Genomic DNA, 23,576 nt, shown 5'->3' on the forward strand with positions numbered 1-23,576 from the left:
ACCGACCCAAACGCCTTGGGAGAGTCCGACCTCTGGGTTGTTAATGGCAACATTGATAATCTAAGTTGTCTCGTTGAACAAGGAATCTCTAGTAGTGATACGGAGAGAATCCCCCACTATATTGCTACACAAGAGCGAAGCAATTAGTGGTGGGAGTATGTCAAACCCAAATAACCGTCAGGACTAACATAGATAGTAGTGTGAGATGGGTTCGATTCATCGGACACAGAAGAGTCTATATTTATTGTTTGTTGATCTTGATTGACTTTTATTGGGCCACATGAGTAAAGAGAAACAAGACTGAGAGCTAAAAATAATGAATTGATAGGGTATTTCACTTTTATCCTTAATTAGATTTGTTGAACAAAGTTGCTTATAATAAAAGTCAGCAGGATTACCGATTAATTACTCCATCACACCTTTGAAGGTTTATTGGCTTTATGACTAGCATCGAAGACATCCAACCTGCCTCCAAAAGCAAGGTAATGATCTATCAGCCCTATTATCCTAAAGATAAACATAAAGTTCTCCCCTATGCCATCTCTCTATACGATTTAGGACATCTAGAAGGGACAAGGCGCATTGAAGGGGGAAAAGGTATCCCCTTTGTGGCTACCTGGTATGTATCTAAGTTGCCCTCAGAAATCACTCGTTGCCGGATACAGTTTGATGGCCAAGCAGATTTAAGTTATGAAATTACTATTCTTAATGCGGAATTTATTGACTATCTGATTTCAGCACTTAAATCTTGTCAACAAGGACAAACAGCAGATTTTCCTCAGGGATTCTATCGCAAGTTGCTACACTGTGAAGAGTCTGCCTCGTGAACTACCTACGCCAAATTGAAGATTATTGCGTTGGCTTCCTACCCAATGGACAGCTTTCTGCTCCGAAGAGCAGCGAGTCTCACATCAAGGCCATAGGCTTTGCCCCTCGTCCCGAAGGTCAGAGTACACGGTTAATCAAATTTTCGGATGTATATAGCTTGGTTGTCGCTATTTACTTGCCGTGTCAAGCCCTTTGATCATATCACAAACCCTGTCCGCGATTCATCCGACGCTGATTGTTTCAGCGATTGTTAAACTCCGCAGACAATATAGCGTCGGGCTTCTCGCGGCGGACAGCTAAACCCATAGAAAATTAAGGAGTAACAGGGTGGCTAAGTCAACCAAATACTTAATTGTAGCCTCAATTGAACCTTACACTGGCAAGTCAGGAACCATTTTAGGACTCGCCCGTGAGTTTCAAAACAAAGGGTTCTCCATTGCCTACAGTAAACCTATTGGGACTTGTTTCAAGGAGCAAGACCCTAACCCCAAAGAAGCAGATGTACAATTTATTGCTGAAGCCCTGGGCTTAAAAGAAGCTCAGGTTCGCTGGCCTCTGGTGGACTTGCAAAGTCTAACACTGGAAAAACGACTCAAACAAGAGGATGACTCAGACTACGCGGCCTTGTTGCAGGAAAGTTTATCCAGTATAGAGGCTGACGTGGTCATATTAGAAGGGGCTGGAACCCTTTCCCAAGGCAGTATTTTTGGTTTATCTATTCTCGATATGGCCACAACCCTAGACGCTTATGTGTTGTTGGTAGCCCGTTATAATTCTCCCTTGGTGGTAGATAGTCTTGAAAGTGTCAAACTAGCATTGGGCGATCGCTTGGTTGGGATGGTTATTAATAATATTCCCACTCAAGAGCTAGAAACAACTCAAACTTTGGTTAAACCCTATCTCGAAAGTCATGGTATTCCCGTCTTAGCTTTATTACCCGCTAGTCGTTTACTGCAAAGTGTTAGTGTTCGCGAAATTGCTCGTCAGCTAGATGCTCAAGTTTTGTGTCGCAACGATCGCTTAGATTTAATGGTAGAAAGCCTCACTATTGGAGCGATGAATGTTAACTCTGCTTTAGGATATTTCCGACAAGGGCAAAATAAAGCTGTTGTTACAGGAGGCGATCGCACCGATCTACAACTAGCTGCCCTAGAAACTTCTACCAGTTGTCTGATCCTGACAGGACACATGAACCCTCAACCGCTCATTATCAGTCGTGCTGAAGATGTAGAAGTGCCGATCCTTTCTGTTGATCTCGATACATTAAGTACGGTGGAAATCGTTGATCAATCCTTTGGCAAAGTACGACTACAAGAAAAAATCAAAGTTGGCTGTATTCAGGAATTAATGGCTAAAAACTTCGATATAGAGCGTTTTTTCTCACAATTAAACCTTACATGAGTTTAAAACGATTGTTGCAAGAGGAAAGGGGATTGACACTCTCGCCCGCTACAAGCGGGGGGATTCTTGCACAGAATTAGCCCAAAGTCTAACTCTGATGGGCGTTGTCAAAACGCCTCTATTGACTCGACTCAAATCTAATTCAAGCCTTGCCTTTACTTTTCTCAAGATGTTGGCCGCACCATTGGCATCACAATTAATATACTGATTTTGAGCAGTTTGATACAGTCCTCTTTGCACTCGTTTTCCGCTCTCGTGCCACCTTTCGGGTTTTTCACCGTATTTCGGTAGCTCATCATTGTCTAGAAAACTAGCTTTTGAAGAGTAACTTTCTTCTGTTTCAATAAACCTAATACCGTACTTTTGACAGAGTTGAGCAATACGATTTTTTAATTTAGCTGTAGGCACAGAAACAAACTTTTGGTTATTCTTTTTCCCTAAGTTAGCTCCTTGCTTTTGTCCCTGATTCCAGCCAAAAACTAGAGTACCTATGCTGTTAACAAGACAGTAATTGATAACTATTCTTGCAGCTTTATTGGTAGCATCTCGCATTTGTCGATTACGCTTTTCTGTGATGTTTGCTAATGTTCTAGACCAAAAACCTTGTGGTTTTCCTTCTTTTAGCTTTGCTAGTTGTTTGTTGTACCATTGGTTGATTGATTTTAAATGTTTCCCATCCACAATGAAGCTATCTCCTGTATTAGAGACGCAAGTAAGCCAATTGTTTAAGCCATGATCTAAGCCTAACGCTTTAGACTCATCTAAGGGCTGCATCTTAATTTGTTCGGAATAAACAAATTCAGCATAAAAACACCGGTTCCTTGGTAGAAGTCTGATCTCTTTTATGGTTGACCAATGCAAATTTGAAGGCATGGGAAGAAAAAACTCAGAAATTCCAAACCATACTTTGACTTGCCTTCCTAATGGAAATCTAATTTTTCCATTAACAAGCTTTAACCATTTTTTAGGGTAGCTTACTGTAAATAACCCCCCTGACTTACGGTATTTAGGAGGACGAGGCTTTTGCTCTAAATCTCCCTTGTTAGCTTTAGCCAATAATTTCTTAAAAGACTTAAATGCTTCTCCAACGTTCAAACAAGTTTGCTGCATGGAAGAAGCGTAACCAGCTTTAAAATGCAAGTTAGTTTTCATCTGTGCCGTTAGGTCATATCCTGTGACTATTTTTCTAGTTTTAAAGAAAATTTGACGACCATAGTAGACAGCACAATTATATAAATCATTGGATTCAGAACAAAGATACTCAATGATGGACAAAGTATTTTTGTCTTCTTTGATTAGATTTTGTTGGCATCCAAACAAATTTTAATCCTCGAAACAAATGTGGAAAAGTTAGTACCGCTAAAGTTATGGCTTATATTAATGATCATCATCATGCCCGACATTAATTCAGACGGAGGCTAAAGCCGCGCGAGTCGCTTTTCCACCCCGTTCTAAAGAGACGGGGCTACCAAGCTCCCATATTTTCTCGTGTGCCTATTTCCTCAACCCTCTTTTCACTATGATTGGTTATCGTTGTTATCTTCGTTTTTGTCTTCTTGATCGTTAGAATAGGAGCGACCACGAGAAAAAGAACGAGAAGTTTTTTGACGAAACTGACGGGCATAAGCTTGATTACGTTCAGCTTTTTCTTTCTTTAAATTACGACGTTTAGCCACAATGGATTCCTCTGTTCAATGATGATATACTCCACCACAGGTGGTGAATAGGGACTTTCCCTCGGAAAACCTACTGGAACTATTCCAGTTGATTCTTGACACTTGTGCGCCGTAAAACGGCAAGTATACTTTTTTGCTTTGTCTAGTCCGTATTTTCGCATGTCCGAGAAAATACGAATTTATCAAGTCTTTTTTACAAACCCTACTACCATAACACTTAATTTCCAAGCAAGTCAATGTTTGAATGATGAAGGTTTTGCCACAATCCTTAAACATTCGAGCAAATTGGTTAACATAAATGATAAATTGGAGCTATGTCTACGGTTTCAATTTTTTTGTTATTTGGTTTTCATTAACACAAAATTGATAAATTGTCTAGTAGTCAACGACACCAAACTAAAAAGAATATTCTTAACTTTTTGGGGTTTAAATTTAACCGCAAACCTCCCCCATTTACTATTGATTACTCTATGAGGAAGTTAACTTATGTCTAGTGAAAAGCCTTCTCCTCTATCCTCAAATATTTCTGATGTTTCTTTATCGCCAACAGATGAATTTTCCCAAGAAGAATTGATAAGTCTGCTCAAAAATACCATTACTAAACTGGATATAATTGTTGATGAAATCAGTGATAAAAATCTTACCACTTTACCTAAGCAAGAAAGCTTAAATGCACTCATTAATAGTACAGAAATGATTGCGAATTCTCTAAAAACGGAAGAAAAAGAAACAGAATTGCTAACCGAAAATTTATCGGCAGAAAGTATAGAAAATGAAGAAATAGATGGCCTGGAAAATTGGGCAGATGATCTGACTTCAACAGAAACTAAGGAGACAGAAACGATAGAAGAAACTAGCAAAGAAGTTGAAGAATTCGACAGTACCGAACAAGAAGATTCTGATACTTCTTCGATTATCAAAAATTTATCAGGGGGAAAAATAGCCGGCATTGTAGGATTACTTATTGTTGTTATTTTGTCCACATCATTTTTCTTATTTAAACCAACTTTACCTAATCTGAAAATTTTTAATAATTCTCCAGAAACTACTCAAAATCAAGTAGTAGAAACCCCACCCCAACTAGAGGAACCATCGTTACCAGAACCGATTAAAAATGCCCCTTCTCCTCAACCAAAATTAACCCCAGAACAAAGCTTAATTGCAGCCATCCAGAAAGAAGTAACAGATTTAACTAATCAATATCCTGACGATTTGATTGGGAGAATAGAAGCCAACTTTATCGGCAGCCGTCTCATTGTAACTGTAGGTTATCAATGGTATAATTTAACAACTGAAGAACAAGATAGTCTAGGTAACAATATCCTAGAACGCTCTCAAAGTTTTGATTTTAGGAAATTAGATATTTTAGACAATCAAGGCAATCTAGTGGCTCGTACTCCAGTGGTAGGTAAGGAGCTTATTATCCTCAAAAGAAATCAATCAATCAAATAATCTTTACTCAAAATTATGGCAGATTCAATTATGTATCAAGAGGATGGTTTTGTTGTCCTCGAACCCGATCAAGAAGAACAGATACTCACTGCTCAAGAATTATTAGAAAAACTCAAAGAAATTTTAGTCACTCGTCAAAATGATTTACCGAGAGAATTAGAAAAATTTAGTACAGTGGAGGCACAAGCAGAATATTTAATGGAGAATTTTTGTGATCTCGATATGGGTTCAGATAGTTATTTACAATGGTATGTTATCCGCTTAGAAAAATAAGCTTAATTTTTAACTTCTTCTTCGTATAAGATAGCTGGTTGTTGTTGAATGTTATCAGTAATAGGGGTAACTTTATCAATTACTCCTATTAATTCCTGATAATTAGGAACCTCCCCATTAGCAATGTATCCCACAGAAGCAGAAATCATTGGAGGGGCAGAGGTTAAAATCCTAAGTAGTCCTTCTTGTTCGATTTGGGGAAGCTGATTAGAGACTAAAACAGAGCCATTAGGAACAGAATTATCATCTTGATAGAGAACACGGAATTTGTTTTCTGGAACTGTTGCACGATAACGATTATATTGTTCAAGAGACATGGCTGCGGCTACTACTTCCCCTTGAGCAAGCCATTGTAATGCTTGTTTTGGTGTGGCCGCTAAACGAATGTTACTTAAGGTTAGCCCATAAAGATTCAGTAAAGGGAAATAGTAGCCTGTAGCCGACCCAGGTTGTCCAAGGGCAACAGATTGGCCATTTAAGTCAGAGAGATTTTGAAAAGAACTTTCTTGAGCAACAACAAAGATAGAACGGTTGTTGAGTCCTCCTTCTAGGGGCAAAATAGGTATATATGCCGATTTTTGACTGGCGATCGCTGCTAAACCAGGAGAAGCAAACACAAGATCCCAACCTTTATCATTAATTTGAGCAACGGCCTGACGTTCGTTATAGGCAGGTTCTAATTCTACGATACTATTGAGTTCTGATTCAAGATATGTTTTCAATTCTCCGTATTTTTCTTCTAATTGTTCATCTTCTCCAAAGCTAACTACACCTAAAGTGATACGAGAGGGCAACTGTTGTCGTGACTGACAACCAAACAAGGTAAAAACAATTAAGACTAAGTATAAACAACGAAATTTCATGTCAGTAATCAATAAAAGTTAAGCTAACAACATTCTCTTTATTATTTTAGTTCGCTCAAAGTAACTATGAAAGTTTTAGTTATTTTTTGGGCATACTACTATCATGATAAGCCATGAACTAACCTCAGAGGAGACTAGCACTCCATTTTCAGCAATATTCTTAATGTTTGTTGATAATGGTTTCTCAAGTTTAAGCCATTTCTAGGCTTTTGGCTGACAGTCTTTGGCAATGATTGGTTAGTTTATCGATATTTTATCGTCTTTTTTTTATGCTTCTCAGAATAAAACCATGTTTAAAGACAATCATCTGCTCAAGAATCTTAAAATTGCCACAAAGTTAAATGTTTTATTGATCTTTATTGCTGTTATTACTATTTTTCTAAGTGGTGGGGTTTTATCTTTAATTATGTCTCACAATGCGGAAGGAGTCGTGACAGATAAAGCTTTAGTTCTTATGGAAACCATGAGTGCAGTTCGTAATTATACTAGCACTAAAATCAACCCGGAATTAGCATCTAGATTGGAAACAGATTATCAATTTTTACCCCAAACGGTTCCTGCTTATTCCGCAAGGGAAGTGTTTGAGTATTTTCGAGAACAAGGGGGTTACAAAGACTTTTTCTACAAAGAAGCGACTTTAAACCCTACTAATTTACGGGACAAAGCTGATGACTTTGAAGCGAAAATTGTTCAGAAATTTCGTAATGATAAAAGTCTCGAACAAGTTTCTGGTTTTCGTTCTTTTAATAGTGGTGATATTTTCTATATTGCCCGTCCTTTAGAAGTTTCTAAAGAGACTTGTTTACGCTGTCACAGTACCCCAGATGTTGCTCCAGAAAGCTTATTAACAACCTATGGTAGAGAAAATGGTTTCAATTGGAAACTACACGAAATTGTTGGTGCGCAAATGATTTTGGTTCCTGCTAATGCTGTTTTTGAAAGTGCTAAAAAACTACAAGTTTCTGTCACTTTTATTTTAATAGCTTGTTTAGCTTTGGCGATTATTTTAATTAACTTTTTCTTGACATTTTCAGTAACAACTCCTTTAAAGAAAATGGCACAGTTAGCACAGCGCATTAGTACGGGAGATTTAAGTCAAGAATTCGCCCATCCTTATAACGATGAAATGGGAATGTTAGCTGCTTCTTTAAACCGTATGAAAGTTAGTTTAGATATTGCAATGAATATGTTAAATTCTGATACAGAGTAGAAGCAATGGATAATGGATAATTATTATTGATAAAACCCCGTCTTTAAGGACGGGGTCTTACTTTTAATTTAAACTTCGTTGCTAACGACGGGGGCTTATTTCAGGCGAATTTCTAGAGCTTTTCTCGCTTCTTCTCGATCATCAAAATGAATCTTCTCTGTGCCTAAAATTTGATAATCTTCATGACCTTTTCCTGCAATTAAAATACCATCTCCAGGGTTGGCTTGTAAAATTGCTGTGTTGATAGCTTTGGCGCGATCGCTAATAACTAAAGGTTCAACTGTTTCAGGAATTCCTGTTAAAACATCTTCTAAAATTTGCTGAGGATCTTCTGTTCTAGGATTATCAGAAGTTACCACCGAAACATCAGCTAATTGAGCCGATGCTTGACCCATTAAAGGGCGTTTTGTACGGTCACGATCCCCTCCACAGCCAAACACACAAATCATTTTGCCTTTAATAAAAGGACGAGCAGCTTTCAATAAGTTTTCTAAACTATCGGGCGTATGAGCATAATCAACAATCACACTAATATCTTGTTTTTCGTTAATTTGTACCCGTTCCATTCTGCCAGGAACTCCTAAAAAGTTCGGTAATTTCTCGACAATTTCTTTTAAATCTAAACCGAGATATAAAACCGTTGCTACGGCTGCTAAAACATTAGATAAATTAAATTGTCCCACTAAAGGAGAAGTAAATTCAATGTTACCTAATGGGGTGTTTAAAGTTCCTGTTACTCCGTTAGCTTGATAGGTTAAATTACTGGTATAAAAATCGGCTTTTTTATCCTCAACACTATAAGTCCAAACTTGTTCAGGCTGGAAACTATCAATTAATCTTTTCCCGTAGGGATCATCTAAGTTAACAATGGCCTTTTCTTGTAAATAATCTGGGGTAAATAATAACCGTTTTGCTGCAAAATAATCTTCCATATCTTTATGAAAGTCAAGATGATCTTGGGTTAAATTTGTAAAGACACTAACTTGAAAAGGACATTGTTTAACCCGTCCTTGGACTAAAGCATGGGAACTGACTTCCATGACACAATATTCATTATTAGCTGCCACTGCTTCGGCCAGTTGTTCTTGTAACTGAGGGGCAAAAGGTGTGGTATGTACGGCCGTTCGTTCAAACCCTGACCAACGAGTATATAATGTGCCAATTAAAGCGGTTGGTTTTTGACATTGACTCAGAAAGTATTCAACTAAATGAGTAGTTGTTGTTTTCCCATTAGTTCCTGTTATCCCAACCATTTTTAATTGTTGTACCGGATAGTTATAAAAAGCTGCTGCGATTTGCGCAGCTACCGTAATAATATCCTCAACAATGATTACACAATTATCATCTTTAGGTGGGAACTTTTGGGCAGCTTGGGGACTAATAATAGCAGCAACAGCCCCGACTTCCATGGCACTTTGCCAAAACTCACCGCCATCTACACGAGTTCCTGGCATACCGATAAATATATCCCCAGGTTGACAAGAATGGGAGTTGGTTGAGATTCCTTTAACCTCTCTTTCTAGAGCAGAATGAGTGGGAAGAGAGGGAAGATTGGAAACGTTATTTAATAAGTCCTGAAGTTTTTTGCTGGTTAACATAATCTTTAAATAACTAACCGTTTAATAATGGATAATTATCTTTACCTACAAGGTAAGATGATTGAAATGAATCAAATTTTGTTTCTTTTATTCTTGAAAAGAAAAAATTTCCAGGTAATTAAATTAATTAATTATCGAAAAAATTTTGTTTAAAACTTTTCCCTTTGAGAGGGACTTTGTTTAAGGGTTGACAATAGATAACTAATTAACCTAACATACTAGCATAGGTTTAAGTCAGTAATTTTCGATGACCATTTTTGAGGGAACTTTTGCCCAAGATACGTCCGCTTTGCGTTTTGCCATCGTTATTGGTCGTTTTAACGATTTAGTAACAGATAAACTCTTATCAGGGTGTCAAGATTGCTTGAAGCGTCACGGGGTTGATGTTAACCCCCACGGAACCCAAGTGGACTATGTGTGGGTTCCTGGTAGTTTTGAAACTCCTTTAGTCTCCCGTCAATTAGCCTTATCGGGTAATTATGACGCTATTATCTGTTTAGGGGCGATTATTCGCGGTAATACTCCTCATTTTGATTACGTCGCAGCCGAAGCAGCTAAAGGCATCGCAGCAGCCGGCTTTCAAACAGGAACCCCAGTGGTTTTCGGTATTTTAACCACAGATACCATGCAGCAAGCTTTAGAAAGGGCTGGAATTAAGAGTAATTTGGGCTGGAATTATGCCTTAAACGCTCTAGAAATGGCTAGTTTAATGGGTCAACTTAGGGGTGAACTTCCGGCTAATAATGCTCAAGCAGCTTTGCCCGTTTCTCAGTTAAAGAACCCGATGATCTCAGAATGACAGATTTATCCGTTTCTTGGGAAGAGTATCACCGTCATGTTGAGACTTTAGCGGTGAAAATATATCAATCTCAATGGCAGTTTAACCAAATTGTTTGTATTGCTAAAGGAGGTTTACGGGTGGGAGATATTCTCAGTCGTCTTTATGATCTTCCCTTAGCAATACTTGCTGCTGCATCCTACGGAGGAGAAGATAAACGTTCTCGTGAAGAAATCAAAATTGGTCAACATTTAGCCATGACCAATAATAAGTTAGGAAATCGTATTTTATTGGTGGATGATCTAGCTGATTCTGGAGTTAGTTTAGAGAAAGTGAGTCAATGGTTACAACAGTATGGTTTCCCTATTGAAGAACTCCGTACTGCTGTTATTTGGTATAAAAGTTGTTCCCAGTTTCAACCAGATTATTATGTCGAATATTTAGCAGATAATCCTTGGATTCACCAACCTTTTGAACGTTACGAGACAATGGATATTGAAGAGTTAATCAATTGATAATTAAACTTTTTTTGTGTCATAATTAAGATCATTAGGCTTATATTAATTTAAAAAGCTAAAATCAATAGTGTATAAGTATTTTTTTAGTAGAAATTGAGGTTAAACGGAAATCATTGACTCAAAGTAATGTAAAAGGTAGAGACAACCATCACCATGATCATGGTCATAATCATGTTCATAGTGAAACATCATTAAAACAGATTATTAATCGTCTTTCTCGCATAGAAGGACATATTAGGGGAGTCAAAACAATGGTTTCAGAAAGTCGCCCTTGTCCCGAAGTTTTAGTTCAATTAGCTGCGGTTAGAGGGGCCATTGATCGGGTATCTCGTATTATTCTAGACGAACATTTGAATGAATGTGTTGCCCGTGCTGCTCAAGAAGGAAATATCGAAGAAGAATTGCAAGAATTAAAGTCAGCTTTGGACCGATTTTTACCCTAATCAATGACTCAAAAAAGCTTCATCGATAATTACTATTATATATAAATAAAAGCCAATGTACAGTAAAATGTTAACTAATTTGTGTACTGCAATAACCACTCTTGTAAAACAGCACGACATTGCAGACACTTTAAGTCTTTTAGTAAGTTATTGATACCTTCTAAAGTTGTCGGATAAATCTTTTCTATCTGCTTACTATTAATGATAATCTGAGGTGATATTTCTGCTACAAAACCGTAGAGTTTTTGGTTAGAAAAAGAACTATTAATAGCCCAACCTACTTGATTTAAAGGATTTAAACTTACAAGATCAAATTCATTTATTCCTAGTTCTCGACGGAGTGTTTCTAATGCTGCATTTTTTGGACTTAAACTCGGATTAACTCTTCCCCCAGGAAAATCAAGAGTAACTTGTTTCACCCCTGGACGATAGGAAGAATTAGGTAAAATAAGTTGATTATTTTGAATCGCAATAATAACAACAGAATCAACTTTTTCTACTCGCCAATAATCTAAGATTTCTTGACGATTATTTTCCAGTTTTTCACCGATTAAACTAAGCCAAGGGGTATTAAGTTCCAGGAAAAGTTCAAGGGTACGCCAAGGAGTTTGCTTGTTCATGGCAGGATTATTTACTGTATTGTAGGGGTCAGCGGCCGTTGACCCCTACAATGTCAACGACGGGGTCTTATTTAAGCTGCTGGTAAAGACTTTTGGGTGTTAATAGTCCTCACATTATTATCTACTGGTTGATCTATTTCTAGCAGTAAATTACGAACTAAACGGGCAACCAATTTCTGCATTAATCCTTCAGCAATTTTGTGACCCATTTGCTGAGTTTCGGGCTTTCCTAATAGTTTCATCAGCAAAGGAACAACCTTCATGGGATCAAAACCAGGGGTGTTTTGCAGAATTTGTAAGATGTTTTTTAAGTGTTCAAAACTCTCACTATTATCTTGTAAATCTTGAGGTGTTTCTTGAACAGCTAATCCCACTTGTTCTCTGACAATACTAGACATATTAAACCAAGTGCGACGGCTAAACATATCTAAAGCATTAGTAATTTCATTGACTAATCTTTCCCTAATAAATTCACCCCGTGAAGAGAAGAGAAAATCAGCAGCTTGATCCACAACTTTATCAATATCATAATCTTGGGAATCTTTAGCATTTTTCATCAAATTTTCTAAGCGATTCCAGCGAAAACTTCCTTCTTTAAATAATAAATCTTTTAGAGAAGCACGTAATTCTGGAGAGGGATCGGTTAATAATCTTTTGGCTACATAAGGATAGGCTTTACTTAATACTTTAAAGTTAGGATCAATACCGATCGCGATTCCTTCTAAGGTTACCATTGAGCGTAAAATTAAAGCATAATAAGCAGGAACTTTAAAAGGAAATTCATACATCATTTCCGACATTTGATCCGTAATACTTTTGAAATTTAGTTCCGCAACACTAGAACCCAAAGCATTACCAAATACTTCTGTTAAAGCAGGAACAATGGGAGTTAAGTCTGTTTCTGGTTTCAAAAAGTCTAACTTAACATAGTCATAAGCTAAAGCATCAAAATCGCGATTTACTAAATGGACAACTGCCTCAATTAATCCATATCTTTGATAAGGTTTGATACGACTCATCATGCCGAAATCAAGATAAGCTAATCGTCCATCTTTCATGGCCAATAAATTACCTGGATGGGGATCAGCATGAAAGAAACCATGTTCTAATAATTGACGTAAAGAACAATTAACCCCTACTTCTACTAAGTGTGTGGCTTCGATTCCTTGTGCCTGGATTTCTTGAATATTAGTTAATTTAGTTCCCTCAACCCACTCCATTGTTAATACTCTTCTGCCTGTATATTCCCAGTAAATTTTAGGCACATAAATTTCAGGAATATGTCCATAAAGTTTAGCAAATTCTTCCGCATTTTTTCCTTCTTGAATATAGTTTATTTCTTCAAAAATACGACCTGCCAACTCATCTGTAATAGCTACTAAATCTGAACGAAGAAAGGTAAAGGTTTTTTGCGCCCAAATGGACAGTTTACGTAAAATATAAATATCTAAAGTAATTCGTTTAATTAAATCGGGGCGTTGCACTTTAACCGCTACTTTTTCCCCTGTTTTCAATCTTCCCTTATAAACTTGGCCTAAAGAAGCAGCAGCAATGGGTTTATCTGATAATTCAGCATATATGCTCTGGGGATTTTGACCTAATTCTTCTTTAATAAAACCATAAGCAACCTCATTAGGAAAAGAGGGTAATTGGTCTTGTAATGTCGTTAATTCATCTAAATAAACAGGAGGAACTAAATCTGGTCTTGTGGATAAAGCTTGCCCCACTTTAATATAAGTCGGTCCCAATTCTGTGAGCATTTCCCGTAGATGAATAGCTCGTTTTCTCTCTTCTTTAGGGTTTTTTCCTCTAATTTTATCCCACCATAATCCTAATGCAAAACGGACGAATAATAAGAACACATTGATGAGACGACTAATAACCTGGGGAAGACGTTTACGATAGTAGTCGTTAATTGTTTCAGGACGATACTGCCAACTTTCGGGAGACATATCACTGATCGGTCCCAAGTCTTCACTGTGTCCCTGAGGAATGTGACGGGGTTGCACATCAATAGTAATGGTTTCAGCCGTAGGGGTATCTGGGGGAAGGGTTGATTGAGGCATAAAGATAATTGTAAGTTCAGTAAAATATATCCTTTTGTAAATTATTGTAACAAATTCCGTTCATTTTGTGATTAATGTTTTAGGTATTTCTCGATTAACGGCTGGATTTAGATAAAAATTTTAGCTATTTCTAACCATAATAAAAATTAAAATCTTTTAATGCTAATAACCTTTGTTTATTTAAGCGATAATGATAACCTAATCTTTGTTGTAATTTTTGCCAAGGAGTTTTTTTAACAATTGTAGAAGCATCAATATGTTGTGCTATCTGATTGAATGTTTCCCAATCTTGGCTTTTTTTTGAAGGCCATCCGGCTAAAAATGCGGCCATTCCTATGGTGATACCTTCTCCTGAGTGAATTCCATTTAATTCTAAATATAAACCAATTCTTCTCCAATTCTCTAAGAATATTTGAGCTTGATTATCTTGGTTAGAAACCATAAGTATAGATTCTCCAAAGTAACTAACCTCATCAAGATTAATCTGGAGTTTCTCAGATAATTTTTGCACAACACTGAGTCTATCAGATCGATATTTAGTAATATGTTTTATCAGATTTTTGTGAGTTCCTTGAATGCCTAAAAAATTCTCTATTTCTGTGGGTAATGGTTCATAAAAACGGGTATCAGCATCAATAAAAATTGCTATATCAAATTGAGATAAGGCAAAGTCAAGGACAAACCTTTTGTCGTTGTAGCAATGCAAAATTCCCTGCTGTTTTTGATGATAACTAATTACATTATCACAATCTTTAAAATCTTCAACTTTATCTGTTCCTATCAATACTTTAATTCCAGGAGCATATTTTTCTAAATCATGGGCTAGTTCTCTGCTCATGTTGCGATAAGGGGAATTAAAAGCTAAAGTACAAAAACAAAAATTTTTAGTTTTTTCATTCATCGGATTAATAAATACCTAAACAGAGATTGCTAATCTAATCAATTTTATTGAGTAATTGCAGAGCAATCAAGACATCATTATTGTATGATATCTTAGAATTGTAAAACTTAACCTTGTTGTTTGAAAAATTATTTCTGCTTATAATAATGACCGATTCTTCTTCGATGATTCTCGATGCTAAACAGCTATCTAAAAGCTTTGGTGGCTTAAAAGCTGTCAATAATGCTGATATACAGGTGCAACAAGGTAGTATTACCGGCTTAATTGGTCCCAATGGTGCTGGAAAAACCACCTTATTTAATCTTTTATCTAATTTTATTCGTCCCGATCAAGGGGAAGTCCTTTTTGACGGGGAAGCGATTCAACATTTATCCCCCCATAAAATAGCTTTACAAGGATGTATTCGTACTTTTCAAGTCGCTAGGGTGTTATCCCGTCTTACGGTCTTGGAAAATATGTTACTCGCTACTCAAAAACAAACTGGCGAAAATTTTTTAGAACTTTGGTTAAAACGAGGCCAGGTTAAACAAGAGGAACGAGACAATAAAGAAAAAGCCCTTGATATTTTAAAATCCGTTGGATTAATTGAAAAACGACACGATTATGCCGGTGCATTGTCTGGAGGACAGCGTAAACTCTTAGAAATGGCTAGAACCTTGATGACTCGTCCCAAACTAATTTTACTAGACGAACCTGCGGCCGGAGTTAATCCTACCCTGATCGCAGAAATTTGTGAACATATTATTACTTGGAATCGTGAGGGGATTTCTTTTTTAATTATTGAACATAATATGGATGTGGTTATGTCTTTATGTAATCATATTTGGGTATTAGCTGAAGGAACTAACTTAGCTGACGGTACTCCTGAAGAAATTCAACAAAATACCCAAGTTCTCGAAGCTTATTTAGGGGAATAATTTATGTATTTTTTCCAGAAAATGTAATAATACTAAAACTATTATTAATCATGAATTTGATAGATTAAAGATTAAAATGTCAATACTTCCCAACCCTCTCACACTCCCCACACTCACTCAACTGAAAAATTAATACACTCAATTGAAAACTGCTATAATAAAGGGTGGTAAATGGGGCTGTGGCTCAGTTGGATAGAGCAAGCGCCTCCTAAGCGCTAGGTCGCCGGTTCAAATCCGGCCAGTCCCGTCGTTAAATGAGAAACATTTTTAATATCCTTTTACCAAGACTTGGTTCAACTCTGTTTTAATTTACTATTCTGTGGACTATTCTTCTAAACCTTAGCACGATGAGAAGCAACTATTTTGGCATTTTCCCAGAAGTCATTGTCTAGTTCCGGAATAGTGGTATGGGTATAGGTTATTTAATCGGTTGGTTAATGAGATTGTAGGGTGGGCAATGCCCACCCTTACTGTTCTTTATTGTAAGCCTTCTTTTAACTGTTGTTTAGCAGTTGATAAAGCTTCAGATAACTTACTAGGATCTCGTCCTCCTGCTTGGGCTAAATTAGGACGGCCACCACCACCACCACCGCATATTTTAGCAATTTGACCAATAAATTTTCCTGCTTGTAATTGCTTTTCTTCATTGACTTTTTTACTAAAAGCTGCTACCAAACTAACCTTTCCTTCTGAGGGAATAGAACCCAAAATAACTGCACCCTCCCCTAGTTTTTGTTGTAATCTTTCGGCTGCCGTTTGTAAAGCTTTGGCATCCATTTCTCCCATGTCTGAAACCAATAGTTTAAACTCACCAATAGACTCAGCTTCGTTTAATAATTGGTCAGATTTTGCTACCGCTAACTCTTGTTTAACCCCTTCTAATTCTTTTTGAGTAGTTTTTAGTTCAGATTGTAAAGTGGTGATACGATCGCTAATTTCTTCGGGTTTAATTTTAAAGCGATCGCAGAGATCCTTAACCACAGTTTCCCGTACTTTCAAATACTCTAAAACCGCAGGGCCGGCTACCGCTTCAATACGTCTTACCCCTGAAGAAATACCGCTTTCGGACATAATTTTAAACAAACCTATTTCGGCAGTATTTCTAACATGAGTTCCTCCACACAATTCCATAGAAACTCCTGGGACATCTATTACCCGAACTTCTGCCCCATATTTCTCACCAAACATAGCGATCGCACCTTTTTCTTTAGCGGTTTCTATAGGCATCACTTCTATTTCTGTATCGTGTGCTTCAGCGATCCAAATATTAATTAAATCCTCAATTTCTTGTAACTCTTCTGAGGTAACTGCACGAGGACAATTAAAATCAAATCTCAGGCGATCAAAGTCCACTAAAGATCCTGCTTGAGAAATAGAATCATCAACAACTTTTTTCAAAGCAGCTTGTAATAAATGGGTTGCTGTATGATTAGCTTGTACCCGACGACGACAAGCTCTATCAATAGTTGCTTTAAGCCTATCATTTACAGAAACTTGACCCCTTTCTACCCGACCAAAATGAACAAAAATTCCTGATTCTTTTTGAACATCATCGATACGAATTACTAAATTTTCTCCTGTAAAAAATCCGCGATCGCCTATTTGTCCCCCTGACTCACCGTAGAATGGGGTCTTATCTAAGACAATTTGAATTTCTGTTCCTGCTGTTGCTATTTCAACGCTTTTACCCCCGATTAAAACAGCTTCAACTGTAGCTGTTGATTCTACTTCAGTATATCCTAAAAATTCTGTAGGATGGATATGTTCAGCCAACTTATCTAAGCTTCCTTGCACTGTTAAATCGATGGTTTCATGTGCCGCTTTTGAGCGTTCTTGTTGCTGCTTCATTTCAGCTTCAAAGCCTTTAATATCAACCGTCAAGTTGCTTTCTTCAGCTATTTCTTGAGTCAGTTCTAAAGGAAAACCAAAGGTATCATATAAAGTGAAAGCATCCACCCCAGAGATTTGACCTTTCTTATCAGTCTTACTAATAATTTCAGCTAGTAATTTTTCTCCTCGTTCTAAGGTCTTTAAGAAAGTAGCCTCTTCTCGTTCCAATTCAGCTTTAATAAAGCTTTCTCTTTCCCTAACTTGTGGGTAAGCTTTTTGAGAAAGTTGGATGGCAGTTTCTGCCACATCATTAATAAATTGTCCTTCAATTCCTATTAAACGGCCATGACGTACTACACGACGAATTAAACGACGTAAAACATAACCTCTATCCGTATTTGATGCAGTAATATTATCACTAATCATCTGAACCACCGAACGCACATGATCTCCAATCACTTTCAAGGAGACTTTAGTTTTTTCTGTAGATTTTTGGTAGTTAATATTAGCAATCTTAGCAGCAGTTTCAATAATGGGAAAAATCAGATCCGTTTCATAATTATTAGGAACTTTTTGTAATATTTGAGCCATCCTTTCTAACCCCATTCCCGTATCAATATTTTTATTTTGTAAGGGGGTTAAGTTACCGTCAGAATCTCGATTATATTCCATAAATACCAAGTTATAGAACTCGATAAAACGGGAATCATCTTCTAAATCAATATTGTCATCACCTAATTCGGGATGAAAATCATAATAAAGTTCTGAACAAGGACCACAAGGACCCGTTGGACCAGCTTTCCAAAAGTTATCTTTTTCTCCCATACGTTTAATTTTTTGGTGAGGAACACCAATCATTTCTTCCCAAAGTTTAAACGCTTCATCGTCATTTTCAAAGACGCTGACGACAATATTTTCTGGAGGTAATTGATAGACTTTAGTAGACAGTTCCCATGCCCATTTTATCGCCTGTTCTTTGAAATAGTCTCCAAAACTAAAATTACCCAACATCTCAAAAAAAGTATGATGTCTAGCAGTGCGTCCTACATTTTCAATATCATTGGTTCTAATACACTTTTGAGAAGTGGTAGCCCGAGGAAAGTCAGATTGTTTTTGCCCAAGAAAAATAGGTTTAAAAGGAAGCATTCCCGCAATGGTGAGGAGTACAGTGGGATCTTCAGGAACTAAGGATGCACTAGGCAGAATTTTGTGATTGTATTGGGCGTAAAATTGTAGAAAACGATCTCGTATTTCGTGTCCAGTTAGAAAAGGGGCAGTTGTGGTCATTATGATGTTCTCTGGTTAGTGAAAAATAACTCATCCTATTGGTTTTGACTGTTCATTCTATTCAATGAACAAAAGTTTAAGTAAACCATCCTAGGCTAAGTAGTGTTCTCTTATTTTTGCGAGTTCTAGGAAACAGTCTCCATGATCAAATATATCATTGCTAGTAGTTTTTCTGCTGTTATGCTGACGAATTTTGCTTCTCCTGCCTTATCCTCTGAAGGCGTTGAGTATGTCAAGAATACAGTAACCAAGGAAACTTACCCACACCCCAGTTAAAATATAAAATCGTTGTCACGATCAACAATATAACAAAACCTATCATACAAATATAATCGGTTTGGGTTAATAGTGATTCGTGTAAATAAGTTCTTTTTGAACTACCAGAAAAAGCTTTTGATTGTAAGACAACTTCTAATTTTTGTGATTTGGCCATGGCATTTAAAATCAAGGGAACTGCAATAGTCGCATAAACGGTTATTTTTTTGATAATTCCCATTTTTTCTAAAGCTAAACCCCGTAACCTTTGTGCTTCTAAAATACCTTGTATTTCTTCTAATAATAAGGGAAAAAATCGTAAAGTTGACGAAAAAATAAAGACTATTTTATAAGGAATATTTGCCTTTACCATTCCTACAACCATGTCGTTAATATCTGTGGTGAAAATTCCCAAAGGAATAATTAAAACCATAGTTAACGTTTTAAAAACAATATTTAATCCGTAAATAATCCCTTCTTGGTTCATGGTTAAACCACCGATCCAAAACCATTCTTTGGGAACAGAAAAAATAGGTGTTAGCGTTTCTGTATTCAGCAATATTTTAACCTGATCTATATTAAAGAATCCCATCACTATTACTATTAAAATATAGAAAGGAATCATTACTTTTAAGACAGTGCTGAGATATTCTAATTTGACACCAGCAAAAATACAAGCAGTCCCAACAATTAAAGTTAAAATCCCACCAGTAACTGGACTTTCCCAGACAAAAGCAATGAGAGTAATAACTACCATCATTAATAATTTTGTCCGAAAATCTAAACGAGTAAAAATTGATTGCTTATCGACAGTTTCAAACTTCATCATACTAGAAACACTCCGCTAGTTCATTGGGGGTTAATAAAGGATAATCTTGATTATTTAATTGACTTAATGTTTGGGATAATAAAACCGCTTGAGGTGGGGTTAAATAAGTAGATTCTAATAAATCAGTTTGATGATAAGCTTCCCTGATAGGTGCATCTAATAATACGGTACCTTTTCCCATAATAATAACTCTTTCTGCATAGTCCGGCATTAAATATAAATGATGAGTAATAACAATGATGGTTTTACCCATTTCATGCAGTTGACGACTCACCTCTAAAATAGCGCGAGATCCCTTATAGTCTTGTCCTGTAGTGGGTTCATCAAAGATAATTATGTCAGGTTCCATGGCTAAAATAGCAGCAATAATAATCCTGGCGCGATCGCCTTTGGGTAAGGATAGAGGGTGAGCTTGTTTATATTGTAATAATCCCATTTCTTCTAAGGTTTGACTAACTTTTTTATCTATTTCTTGGCCATCGTAACCAACATTATTCAAAGCAAAAGCAACTTCTTCTTCTACTGTCATACTAAAAATTTGATTATCGGGGTTTTGTGCCACATAACCGATAGATTTTGCTAAGTCACTTACGGATAAAACTTTTATATCTTTTTCTCTTATTTTAACCCTTCCTTGCGTAGGTTGTAATAAGTTCAAAAAGTGTTTAACTAATGTACTTTTTCCAGCACCATTTTGACCAATAATTAAACAATATTCTCCCTCATATATATTTAAACATACATTATGTAATGCTTCCGTTCCATCTTCATAAGTATGGGTCAAATTATTTGTTAGTAATAAAGGGATTTTATTCTCTCGAGATGGAACAGTTTTAAAGTCAAATTGAGGAGAAACTTTAGCAATATTCTCTAGCTTTCTTAACTGCTCAAGTCCTGCTTGCAATGTAACAGGTATATTAGCAATATTTAATCTTCTTTCGTTGATTTCATAGAAAGTTTTGGCTACTTGGGGAGGTCGCAGATCATGACGTTCCAATAAACCAATTTCTGAATAAATTTCCTGGGGCTTTCCCGTTGCTATTACTTCTCCTTCAGAAAGTAAAATTAAGCGATCGCTAAACTCGGCCATTTCTTCGGCCGCATGGGATACCATAACAATCGTTACACCTAATTCTTGGTTTAATTCTTTAACTGTTGCAAACACTTCCATTGTACCAACAGGATCGAGTTGGGAGGTGGGTTCATCTAATATTAATAAACGAGGTTGTAAAGCCAAAGCAGCAGCGATGGCTAACCGTTGTTTTTGTCCTCCCGATAATTCTTGAGGGTGCTTATCTTCCGTTCCTTCTAATCTTACTGCTTCTAAAACACGGGGAATCCGAGCAATAATTTCATCGCGATCAATACATAAATTTTCTAAGGCAAAAGCGATCTCATTTTCCACCGAAGTTGAAATTAATTGGGTTTCTGGATCTTCAAAAACAGCCCCGACATAACCAGCCAAATGACTAACAGGATGCTTCAAAGTATCGAAACCAGCAACAGTAACATAGCCAAAGAAACGACCTCCATAAAACTGAGGTACAATGCCATTTAATGTTAAACAAAGTGTAGTTTTTCCGGCACCTGTTGGTCCAATAATACCCAAAAATTCTCTTTCATAAACCTCTAAGGAAATATCCCTTAAAACAGGTTTTTTAGAATTAGGATAAAAATAAGAAACCTTGTCTAAACCAGCAATAATGTTCATTTTATTCAAATACTTATATCTAACTAACTGTGTCTGAATTTTATTTGTTTACGAATTCCTCAAATATCCATAAATCACCTAAATTCATTAATAAGGAAAATTATAACATAGAGCATAACTATTGATAAGATAGTCAGTTTTGTCTTAATCTATTGATTTTCGAGAAGAGATTACACCAAGTATATTAAAAAGAAAAAATCTCAAGCACAAAGATTAGCTAGAGGTTTTCGTGTAGCTAAAAACTGTGTTCAAAAGCTATTTATTTTTTATTTTTCTGATTTAGATTAAAACATCTCTGTGAAGCTGTTCATTTGCAAGGGAATATCAGGGTCAATCTCAAACAATAGTGTTGCGCCACAGTTTTTCTGGTGTTCTGGATCATAAATCACGCGGCCAACCCCTGGAATTCTCACCTCATTACATAAGAAACTATGTCCCCCCATTTTCACGGCAATAACGGGGTACTGAGTCTTATTATCGTGATTATGTCTGAGTATAGTCTGAATAACATGGATAAAGGTCATTATTTTTTGTCTGCGTATTCTCCAGCCACCTTTTGGCCCTTTATTTTTACGGCTTATTTTGGGCATCCCATCAGAAGATACAGGGAATTGCCAACGACCATTTTCTTTATAGGCTCCTTCAATACGACCGTCTATAGCTAGTTTTCGCACACGCTGAACCGATAAATGAAGTCGACAAGCAGCTTGAGTAGTCCCAATACAAGTTTCTGATATTATACTATTGCGCAACAGTTAAAACCATTATATAACCTTTGTTTCGAGTTTGGTATTCAAGATTATAATTTATCCTAATGTCGTGGCTAATAGTTCATAAAAATATAGTCACATAAGACATATCCTTATTTTGCCGGTATTACTCTGACTGGGTGAACTACAACACCCTCTATCCCATGGCCAAAGACATTTGGGACTGCTTTTCTCATGATGTTCAACGACCCATTAACATCAGCATTGATTAATTTTCTTTTGCCAGTACGATACAAACCTCTATTTATTCTTTTCCCAGAAAAAGTTACTTGATTTTTTTGACCTTTCTGATAAACCGGAAGAGGATCATTATCCAGAAACGAAGCTTTTGATGTATAAGATTCTTCAGTAATAATTACCTTTATTCCCACCATCTCTGCTTTATAAGATAACATTTCTATGAGCTTATTATAGGGAATAGATACAAAATTTTGGTTATTTCTTTTCCCTAAGTTAACTTTCTGTTTCCAGTCAGTATTGTGGCCAATAATCAGAGTTGCTATTTTCTGATTAATCAGAGTATCAATAATCAAACGAGATGCTTTGTGGAGATAATCATTGATCTTGAATTCTCTTTTATTACAAAGTTTTTTTAGTTTCTGGCTTGATTTATTTTCTCCCAAAAGAGATTGTAATTCGCTTTTGACTTTGTTATAGTATTGATTGATAGATTTTAACGGTTTGCCATTTATCAAGAGCGGTTTTATTCCGGCTTGATTGAAAGTTAATGTAGCTAAATTGTTTAAACCAATATCAATACTAGCGTAGCGATTTTCCTCTAACTCGTATTGTTGTGTATCTGCGTCATAAATGACCTCAATGACATAATGGTTAAGTCTGGGAACAAGACGAACTTGTTTAATTTTTGAAGTATCTACCTTGGTTTTCAAGTAAATTTCAGTCTTACTGGGATTAATAATACCCTGCTTAAGCTTTTTTCTGCTGATAGCTTGCGCCGTATAAACCACCACATTTCTGCCCTTCACCTTATGTTTATATCCAGGGAGACGAGGACGGGCTTTAAATTTTGATGGTGTTTTTTGGTAAGCTAAATTAGACTCTTTAAAACTTATCCAGTTTCTCTCAAGTATTATCAAAACTTGTTGAGATACTTTAGCTGGCATAGCTTGATAGTCTAATTGAGATTGCAGATTTTTCTGAATATCATGATAGTTACGGTAAGTGTTTTCAAATATGAAAGACTGACGAACTAAATAATTAGCATAGTTGTAGAGATTTTTAGATAAGAAACATAGTCGGTCAATTTCAGCATAAAACCGATGATTTTTTTTAATAATATGTCTCTCAACTAATCTCATGAATAATCCGTAAAAATGTTGTTTAATTATC

At 36.4% G+C, this 23,576-nt stretch carries 21 protein-coding genes and 1 tRNA gene; 10 read left to right on the forward strand and 12 right to left on the reverse strand.

All coding sequences use genetic code 11. The annotated features are described in order from the left end of the window. Positions 1-440: 440 nt before the first annotated feature. Both ebsA and QNJ66_RS20995 read left to right on the forward strand, forming a co-directional pair. Positions 441-827: a type IV pilus biogenesis protein EbsA gene (gene ebsA, locus QNJ66_RS20990; RefSeq protein ID WP_300510448.1), complete on the forward strand. Its 387-nt coding sequence runs from the start codon at positions 441-443 to the stop codon at positions 825-827. A gap of 328 nt (positions 828-1,155) precedes the next feature. Then, positions 1,156-2,229, forward strand: coding sequence for a phosphotransacetylase family protein (locus tag QNJ66_RS20995; protein ID WP_300510449.1), 1,074 nt, complete (start codon positions 1,156-1,158; stop codon positions 2,227-2,229). Between the two features lie 48 nt (positions 2,230-2,277). Here the strand turns inward: QNJ66_RS20995 and QNJ66_RS21000 are convergent, their stop codons facing one another. Together QNJ66_RS21000 and QNJ66_RS21005 are read right to left on the reverse strand one after the other, a co-directional pair. After that, positions 2,278-3,549: a transposase gene (locus tag QNJ66_RS21000; protein WP_300510451.1), complete on the reverse strand. Its 1,272-nt coding sequence runs from the start codon at positions 3,547-3,549 to the stop codon at positions 2,278-2,280. A gap of 197 nt (positions 3,550-3,746) precedes the next feature. Beyond that, positions 3,747-3,905, reverse strand: coding sequence for a hypothetical protein (locus QNJ66_RS21005; protein WP_300510453.1), 159 nt, complete (start codon positions 3,903-3,905; stop codon positions 3,747-3,749). 486 nt (positions 3,906-4,391) lie between these two features. Between QNJ66_RS21005 and QNJ66_RS21010 the strand changes: the two genes are divergently transcribed. Both QNJ66_RS21010 and QNJ66_RS21015 read left to right on the forward strand, forming a co-directional pair. Further along, positions 4,392-5,357: a hypothetical protein gene (locus tag QNJ66_RS21010; RefSeq protein ID WP_300510455.1), complete on the forward strand. Its 966-nt coding sequence runs from the start codon at positions 4,392-4,394 to the stop codon at positions 5,355-5,357. A 15-nt stretch (positions 5,358-5,372) separates the two neighbouring features. Beyond that, positions 5,373-5,630, forward strand: a complete 258-nt coding sequence (locus QNJ66_RS21015) for a chlororespiratory reduction protein 7 (protein WP_300510457.1) — start codon at positions 5,373-5,375, stop codon at positions 5,628-5,630. Between the two features lie 2 nt (positions 5,631-5,632). Here the strand turns inward: QNJ66_RS21015 and QNJ66_RS21020 are convergent, their stop codons facing one another. Beyond that, positions 5,633-6,493 (reverse strand): PhnD/SsuA/transferrin family substrate-binding protein, encoded by an 861-nt coding sequence (locus tag QNJ66_RS21020; RefSeq protein ID WP_300510459.1) that lies wholly within the window; start codon positions 6,491-6,493, stop codon positions 5,633-5,635. Positions 6,494-6,782: 289 nt separating this feature from the next. On the opposite strand from QNJ66_RS21020, the gene QNJ66_RS21025 reads away from it, so the two are divergent. Beyond that, the gene (locus tag QNJ66_RS21025) at positions 6,783-7,703 is read left to right on the forward strand and encodes a DUF3365 domain-containing protein (protein WP_300510460.1); all 921 of its coding nucleotides are present in this window, start codon (positions 6,783-6,785) and stop codon (positions 7,701-7,703) included. Positions 7,704-7,798: 95 nt separating this feature from the next. On the opposite strand, the gene QNJ66_RS21030 is transcribed toward QNJ66_RS21025, so the two are convergent. Next, positions 7,799-9,301 (reverse strand): UDP-N-acetylmuramoyl-L-alanyl-D-glutamate--2,6-diaminopimelate ligase, encoded by a 1,503-nt coding sequence (locus QNJ66_RS21030; RefSeq protein ID WP_300510462.1) that lies wholly within the window; start codon positions 9,299-9,301, stop codon positions 7,799-7,801. 247 nt (positions 9,302-9,548) lie between these two features. Here QNJ66_RS21030 and ribH point away from each other — a divergent pair, with 247 nt between their 5' ends. From ribH to QNJ66_RS21045, 3 genes are all read left to right on the forward strand, one after another. Then, positions 9,549-10,100, forward strand: a complete 552-nt coding sequence (gene ribH / locus QNJ66_RS21035) for a 6,7-dimethyl-8-ribityllumazine synthase (protein WP_300510464.1) — start codon at positions 9,549-9,551, stop codon at positions 10,098-10,100. Then, positions 10,097-10,594: a phosphoribosyltransferase family protein gene (locus QNJ66_RS21040; protein WP_300510465.1), complete on the forward strand. Its 498-nt coding sequence runs from the start codon at positions 10,097-10,099 to the stop codon at positions 10,592-10,594. Before ribH ends, QNJ66_RS21040 begins: the two co-directional genes overlap by 4 nt. 116 nt (positions 10,595-10,710) lie before the next feature. Beyond that, positions 10,711-11,040 (forward strand): metal-sensing transcriptional repressor, encoded by a 330-nt coding sequence (locus QNJ66_RS21045; RefSeq protein ID WP_300510467.1) that lies wholly within the window; start codon positions 10,711-10,713, stop codon positions 11,038-11,040. Between the two features lie 74 nt (positions 11,041-11,114). Here the strand turns inward: QNJ66_RS21045 and QNJ66_RS21050 are convergent, their stop codons facing one another. The 3 genes from QNJ66_RS21050 to QNJ66_RS21060 all read right to left on the reverse strand — a co-directional run bounded on the left by QNJ66_RS21050 (position 11,115) and on the right by QNJ66_RS21060 (position 14,627). Next, positions 11,115-11,660 (reverse strand): NUDIX domain-containing protein, encoded by a 546-nt coding sequence (locus QNJ66_RS21050; protein ID WP_300510468.1) that lies wholly within the window; start codon positions 11,658-11,660, stop codon positions 11,115-11,117. A gap of 71 nt (positions 11,661-11,731) precedes the next feature. Next, on the reverse strand, positions 11,732-13,726 hold the full coding sequence (locus QNJ66_RS21055) for an AarF/ABC1/UbiB kinase family protein (protein WP_300510470.1): 1,995 nt from the start codon (positions 13,724-13,726) through the stop codon (positions 11,732-11,734). Between the two features lie 130 nt (positions 13,727-13,856). Further along, positions 13,857-14,627: a hypothetical protein gene (locus tag QNJ66_RS21060; RefSeq protein WP_300510472.1), complete on the reverse strand. Its 771-nt coding sequence runs from the start codon at positions 14,625-14,627 to the stop codon at positions 13,857-13,859. Between the two features lie 164 nt (positions 14,628-14,791). Here QNJ66_RS21060 and QNJ66_RS21065 point away from each other — a divergent pair, with 164 nt between their 5' ends. Further along, positions 14,792-15,544 (forward strand): ABC transporter ATP-binding protein, encoded by a 753-nt coding sequence (locus QNJ66_RS21065; RefSeq protein WP_300510481.1) that lies wholly within the window; start codon positions 14,792-14,794, stop codon positions 15,542-15,544. A gap of 173 nt (positions 15,545-15,717) precedes the next feature. Next, positions 15,718-15,791: transfer RNA gene (locus QNJ66_RS21070), tRNA-Arg, on the forward strand. Between the two features lie 230 nt (positions 15,792-16,021). Here QNJ66_RS21070 and alaS read toward each other — a convergent pair. From alaS to QNJ66_RS21095, 5 genes are all read right to left on the reverse strand, one after another. Beyond that, the gene (gene alaS / locus QNJ66_RS21075) at positions 16,022-18,661 is read right to left on the reverse strand and encodes an alanine--tRNA ligase (protein WP_300510474.1); all 2,640 of its coding nucleotides are present in this window, start codon (positions 18,659-18,661) and stop codon (positions 16,022-16,024) included. 232 nt (positions 18,662-18,893) lie between these two features. Then, positions 18,894-19,745 carry an energy-coupling factor transporter transmembrane component T gene (locus QNJ66_RS21080; RefSeq protein ID WP_300510476.1) on the reverse strand — a complete coding sequence of 284 codons (852 nt, stop codon included), beginning with the start codon at positions 19,743-19,745 and terminating at the stop codon, positions 18,894-18,896. Position 19,746: 1 nt separating this feature from the next. Then, a complete protein-coding gene (locus QNJ66_RS21085; RefSeq protein WP_300510478.1) occupies positions 19,747-21,456 on the reverse strand; it encodes an energy-coupling factor transporter ATPase in 1,710 nt (569 codons plus the stop codon). A 284-nt stretch (positions 21,457-21,740) separates the two neighbouring features. Further along, complete coding sequence (locus QNJ66_RS21090) at positions 21,741-22,208, reverse strand: DNA-binding protein (RefSeq protein WP_300510480.1); 468 nt, start codon at positions 22,206-22,208, stop codon at positions 21,741-21,743. A gap of 110 nt (positions 22,209-22,318) precedes the next feature. Further along, a complete protein-coding gene (locus QNJ66_RS21095; RefSeq protein ID WP_300510483.1) occupies positions 22,319-23,545 on the reverse strand; it encodes a transposase in 1,227 nt (408 codons plus the stop codon). Positions 23,546-23,576 lie beyond the last annotated feature (31 nt).

Source organism: Crocosphaera sp., assembly GCF_030064895.1.
Classification (GTDB): Bacteria; Cyanobacteriota; Cyanobacteriia; order Cyanobacteriales; family Microcystaceae; genus Crocosphaera.

Excerpts from the sequence above, each read along its gene's own strand:
- ebsA (WP_300510448.1), top strand. The coding sequence starts at position 441 with ATGACTAGCATCGAAGACATCCAACCTGCCTCCAAAAGCAAGGTAATG.
- QNJ66_RS21010 (WP_300510455.1), top strand. The coding sequence starts at position 4,392 with ATGTCTAGTGAAAAGCCTTCTCCTCTATCCTCAAATATTTCTGATGTT.
- QNJ66_RS21015 (WP_300510457.1), top strand. The coding sequence starts at position 5,373 with ATGGCAGATTCAATTATGTATCAAGAGGATGGTTTTGTTGTCCTCGAA.
- QNJ66_RS21020 (WP_300510459.1), bottom strand. The coding sequence starts at position 6,493 with ATGAAATTTCGTTGTTTATACTTAGTCTTAATTGTTTTTACCTTGTTT.
- QNJ66_RS21025 (WP_300510460.1), top strand. The coding sequence starts at position 6,783 with ATGTTTAAAGACAATCATCTGCTCAAGAATCTTAAAATTGCCACAAAG.
- QNJ66_RS21030 (WP_300510462.1), bottom strand. The coding sequence starts at position 9,301 with ATGTTAACCAGCAAAAAACTTCAGGACTTATTAAATAACGTTTCCAAT.
- ribH (WP_300510464.1), top strand. The coding sequence starts at position 9,549 with ATGACCATTTTTGAGGGAACTTTTGCCCAAGATACGTCCGCTTTGCGT.
- QNJ66_RS21040 (WP_300510465.1), top strand. The coding sequence starts at position 10,097 with ATGACAGATTTATCCGTTTCTTGGGAAGAGTATCACCGTCATGTTGAG.
- QNJ66_RS21050 (WP_300510468.1), bottom strand. The coding sequence starts at position 11,660 with ATGAACAAGCAAACTCCTTGGCGTACCCTTGAACTTTTCCTGGAACTT.
- QNJ66_RS21055 (WP_300510470.1), bottom strand. The coding sequence starts at position 13,726 with ATGCCTCAATCAACCCTTCCCCCAGATACCCCTACGGCTGAAACCATT.
- QNJ66_RS21060 (WP_300510472.1), bottom strand. The coding sequence starts at position 14,627 with ATGAATGAAAAAACTAAAAATTTTTGTTTTTGTACTTTAGCTTTTAAT.
- QNJ66_RS21065 (WP_300510481.1), top strand. The coding sequence starts at position 14,792 with ATGATTCTCGATGCTAAACAGCTATCTAAAAGCTTTGGTGGCTTAAAA.
- alaS (WP_300510474.1), bottom strand. The coding sequence starts at position 18,661 with ATGACCACAACTGCCCCTTTTCTAACTGGACACGAAATACGAGATCGT.
- QNJ66_RS21080 (WP_300510476.1), bottom strand. The coding sequence starts at position 19,745 with ATGATGAAGTTTGAAACTGTCGATAAGCAATCAATTTTTACTCGTTTA.
- QNJ66_RS21085 (WP_300510478.1), bottom strand. The coding sequence starts at position 21,456 with ATGAACATTATTGCTGGTTTAGACAAGGTTTCTTATTTTTATCCTAAT.
- QNJ66_RS21095 (WP_300510483.1), bottom strand. The coding sequence starts at position 23,545 with ATGAGATTAGTTGAGAGACATATTATTAAAAAAAATCATCGGTTTTAT.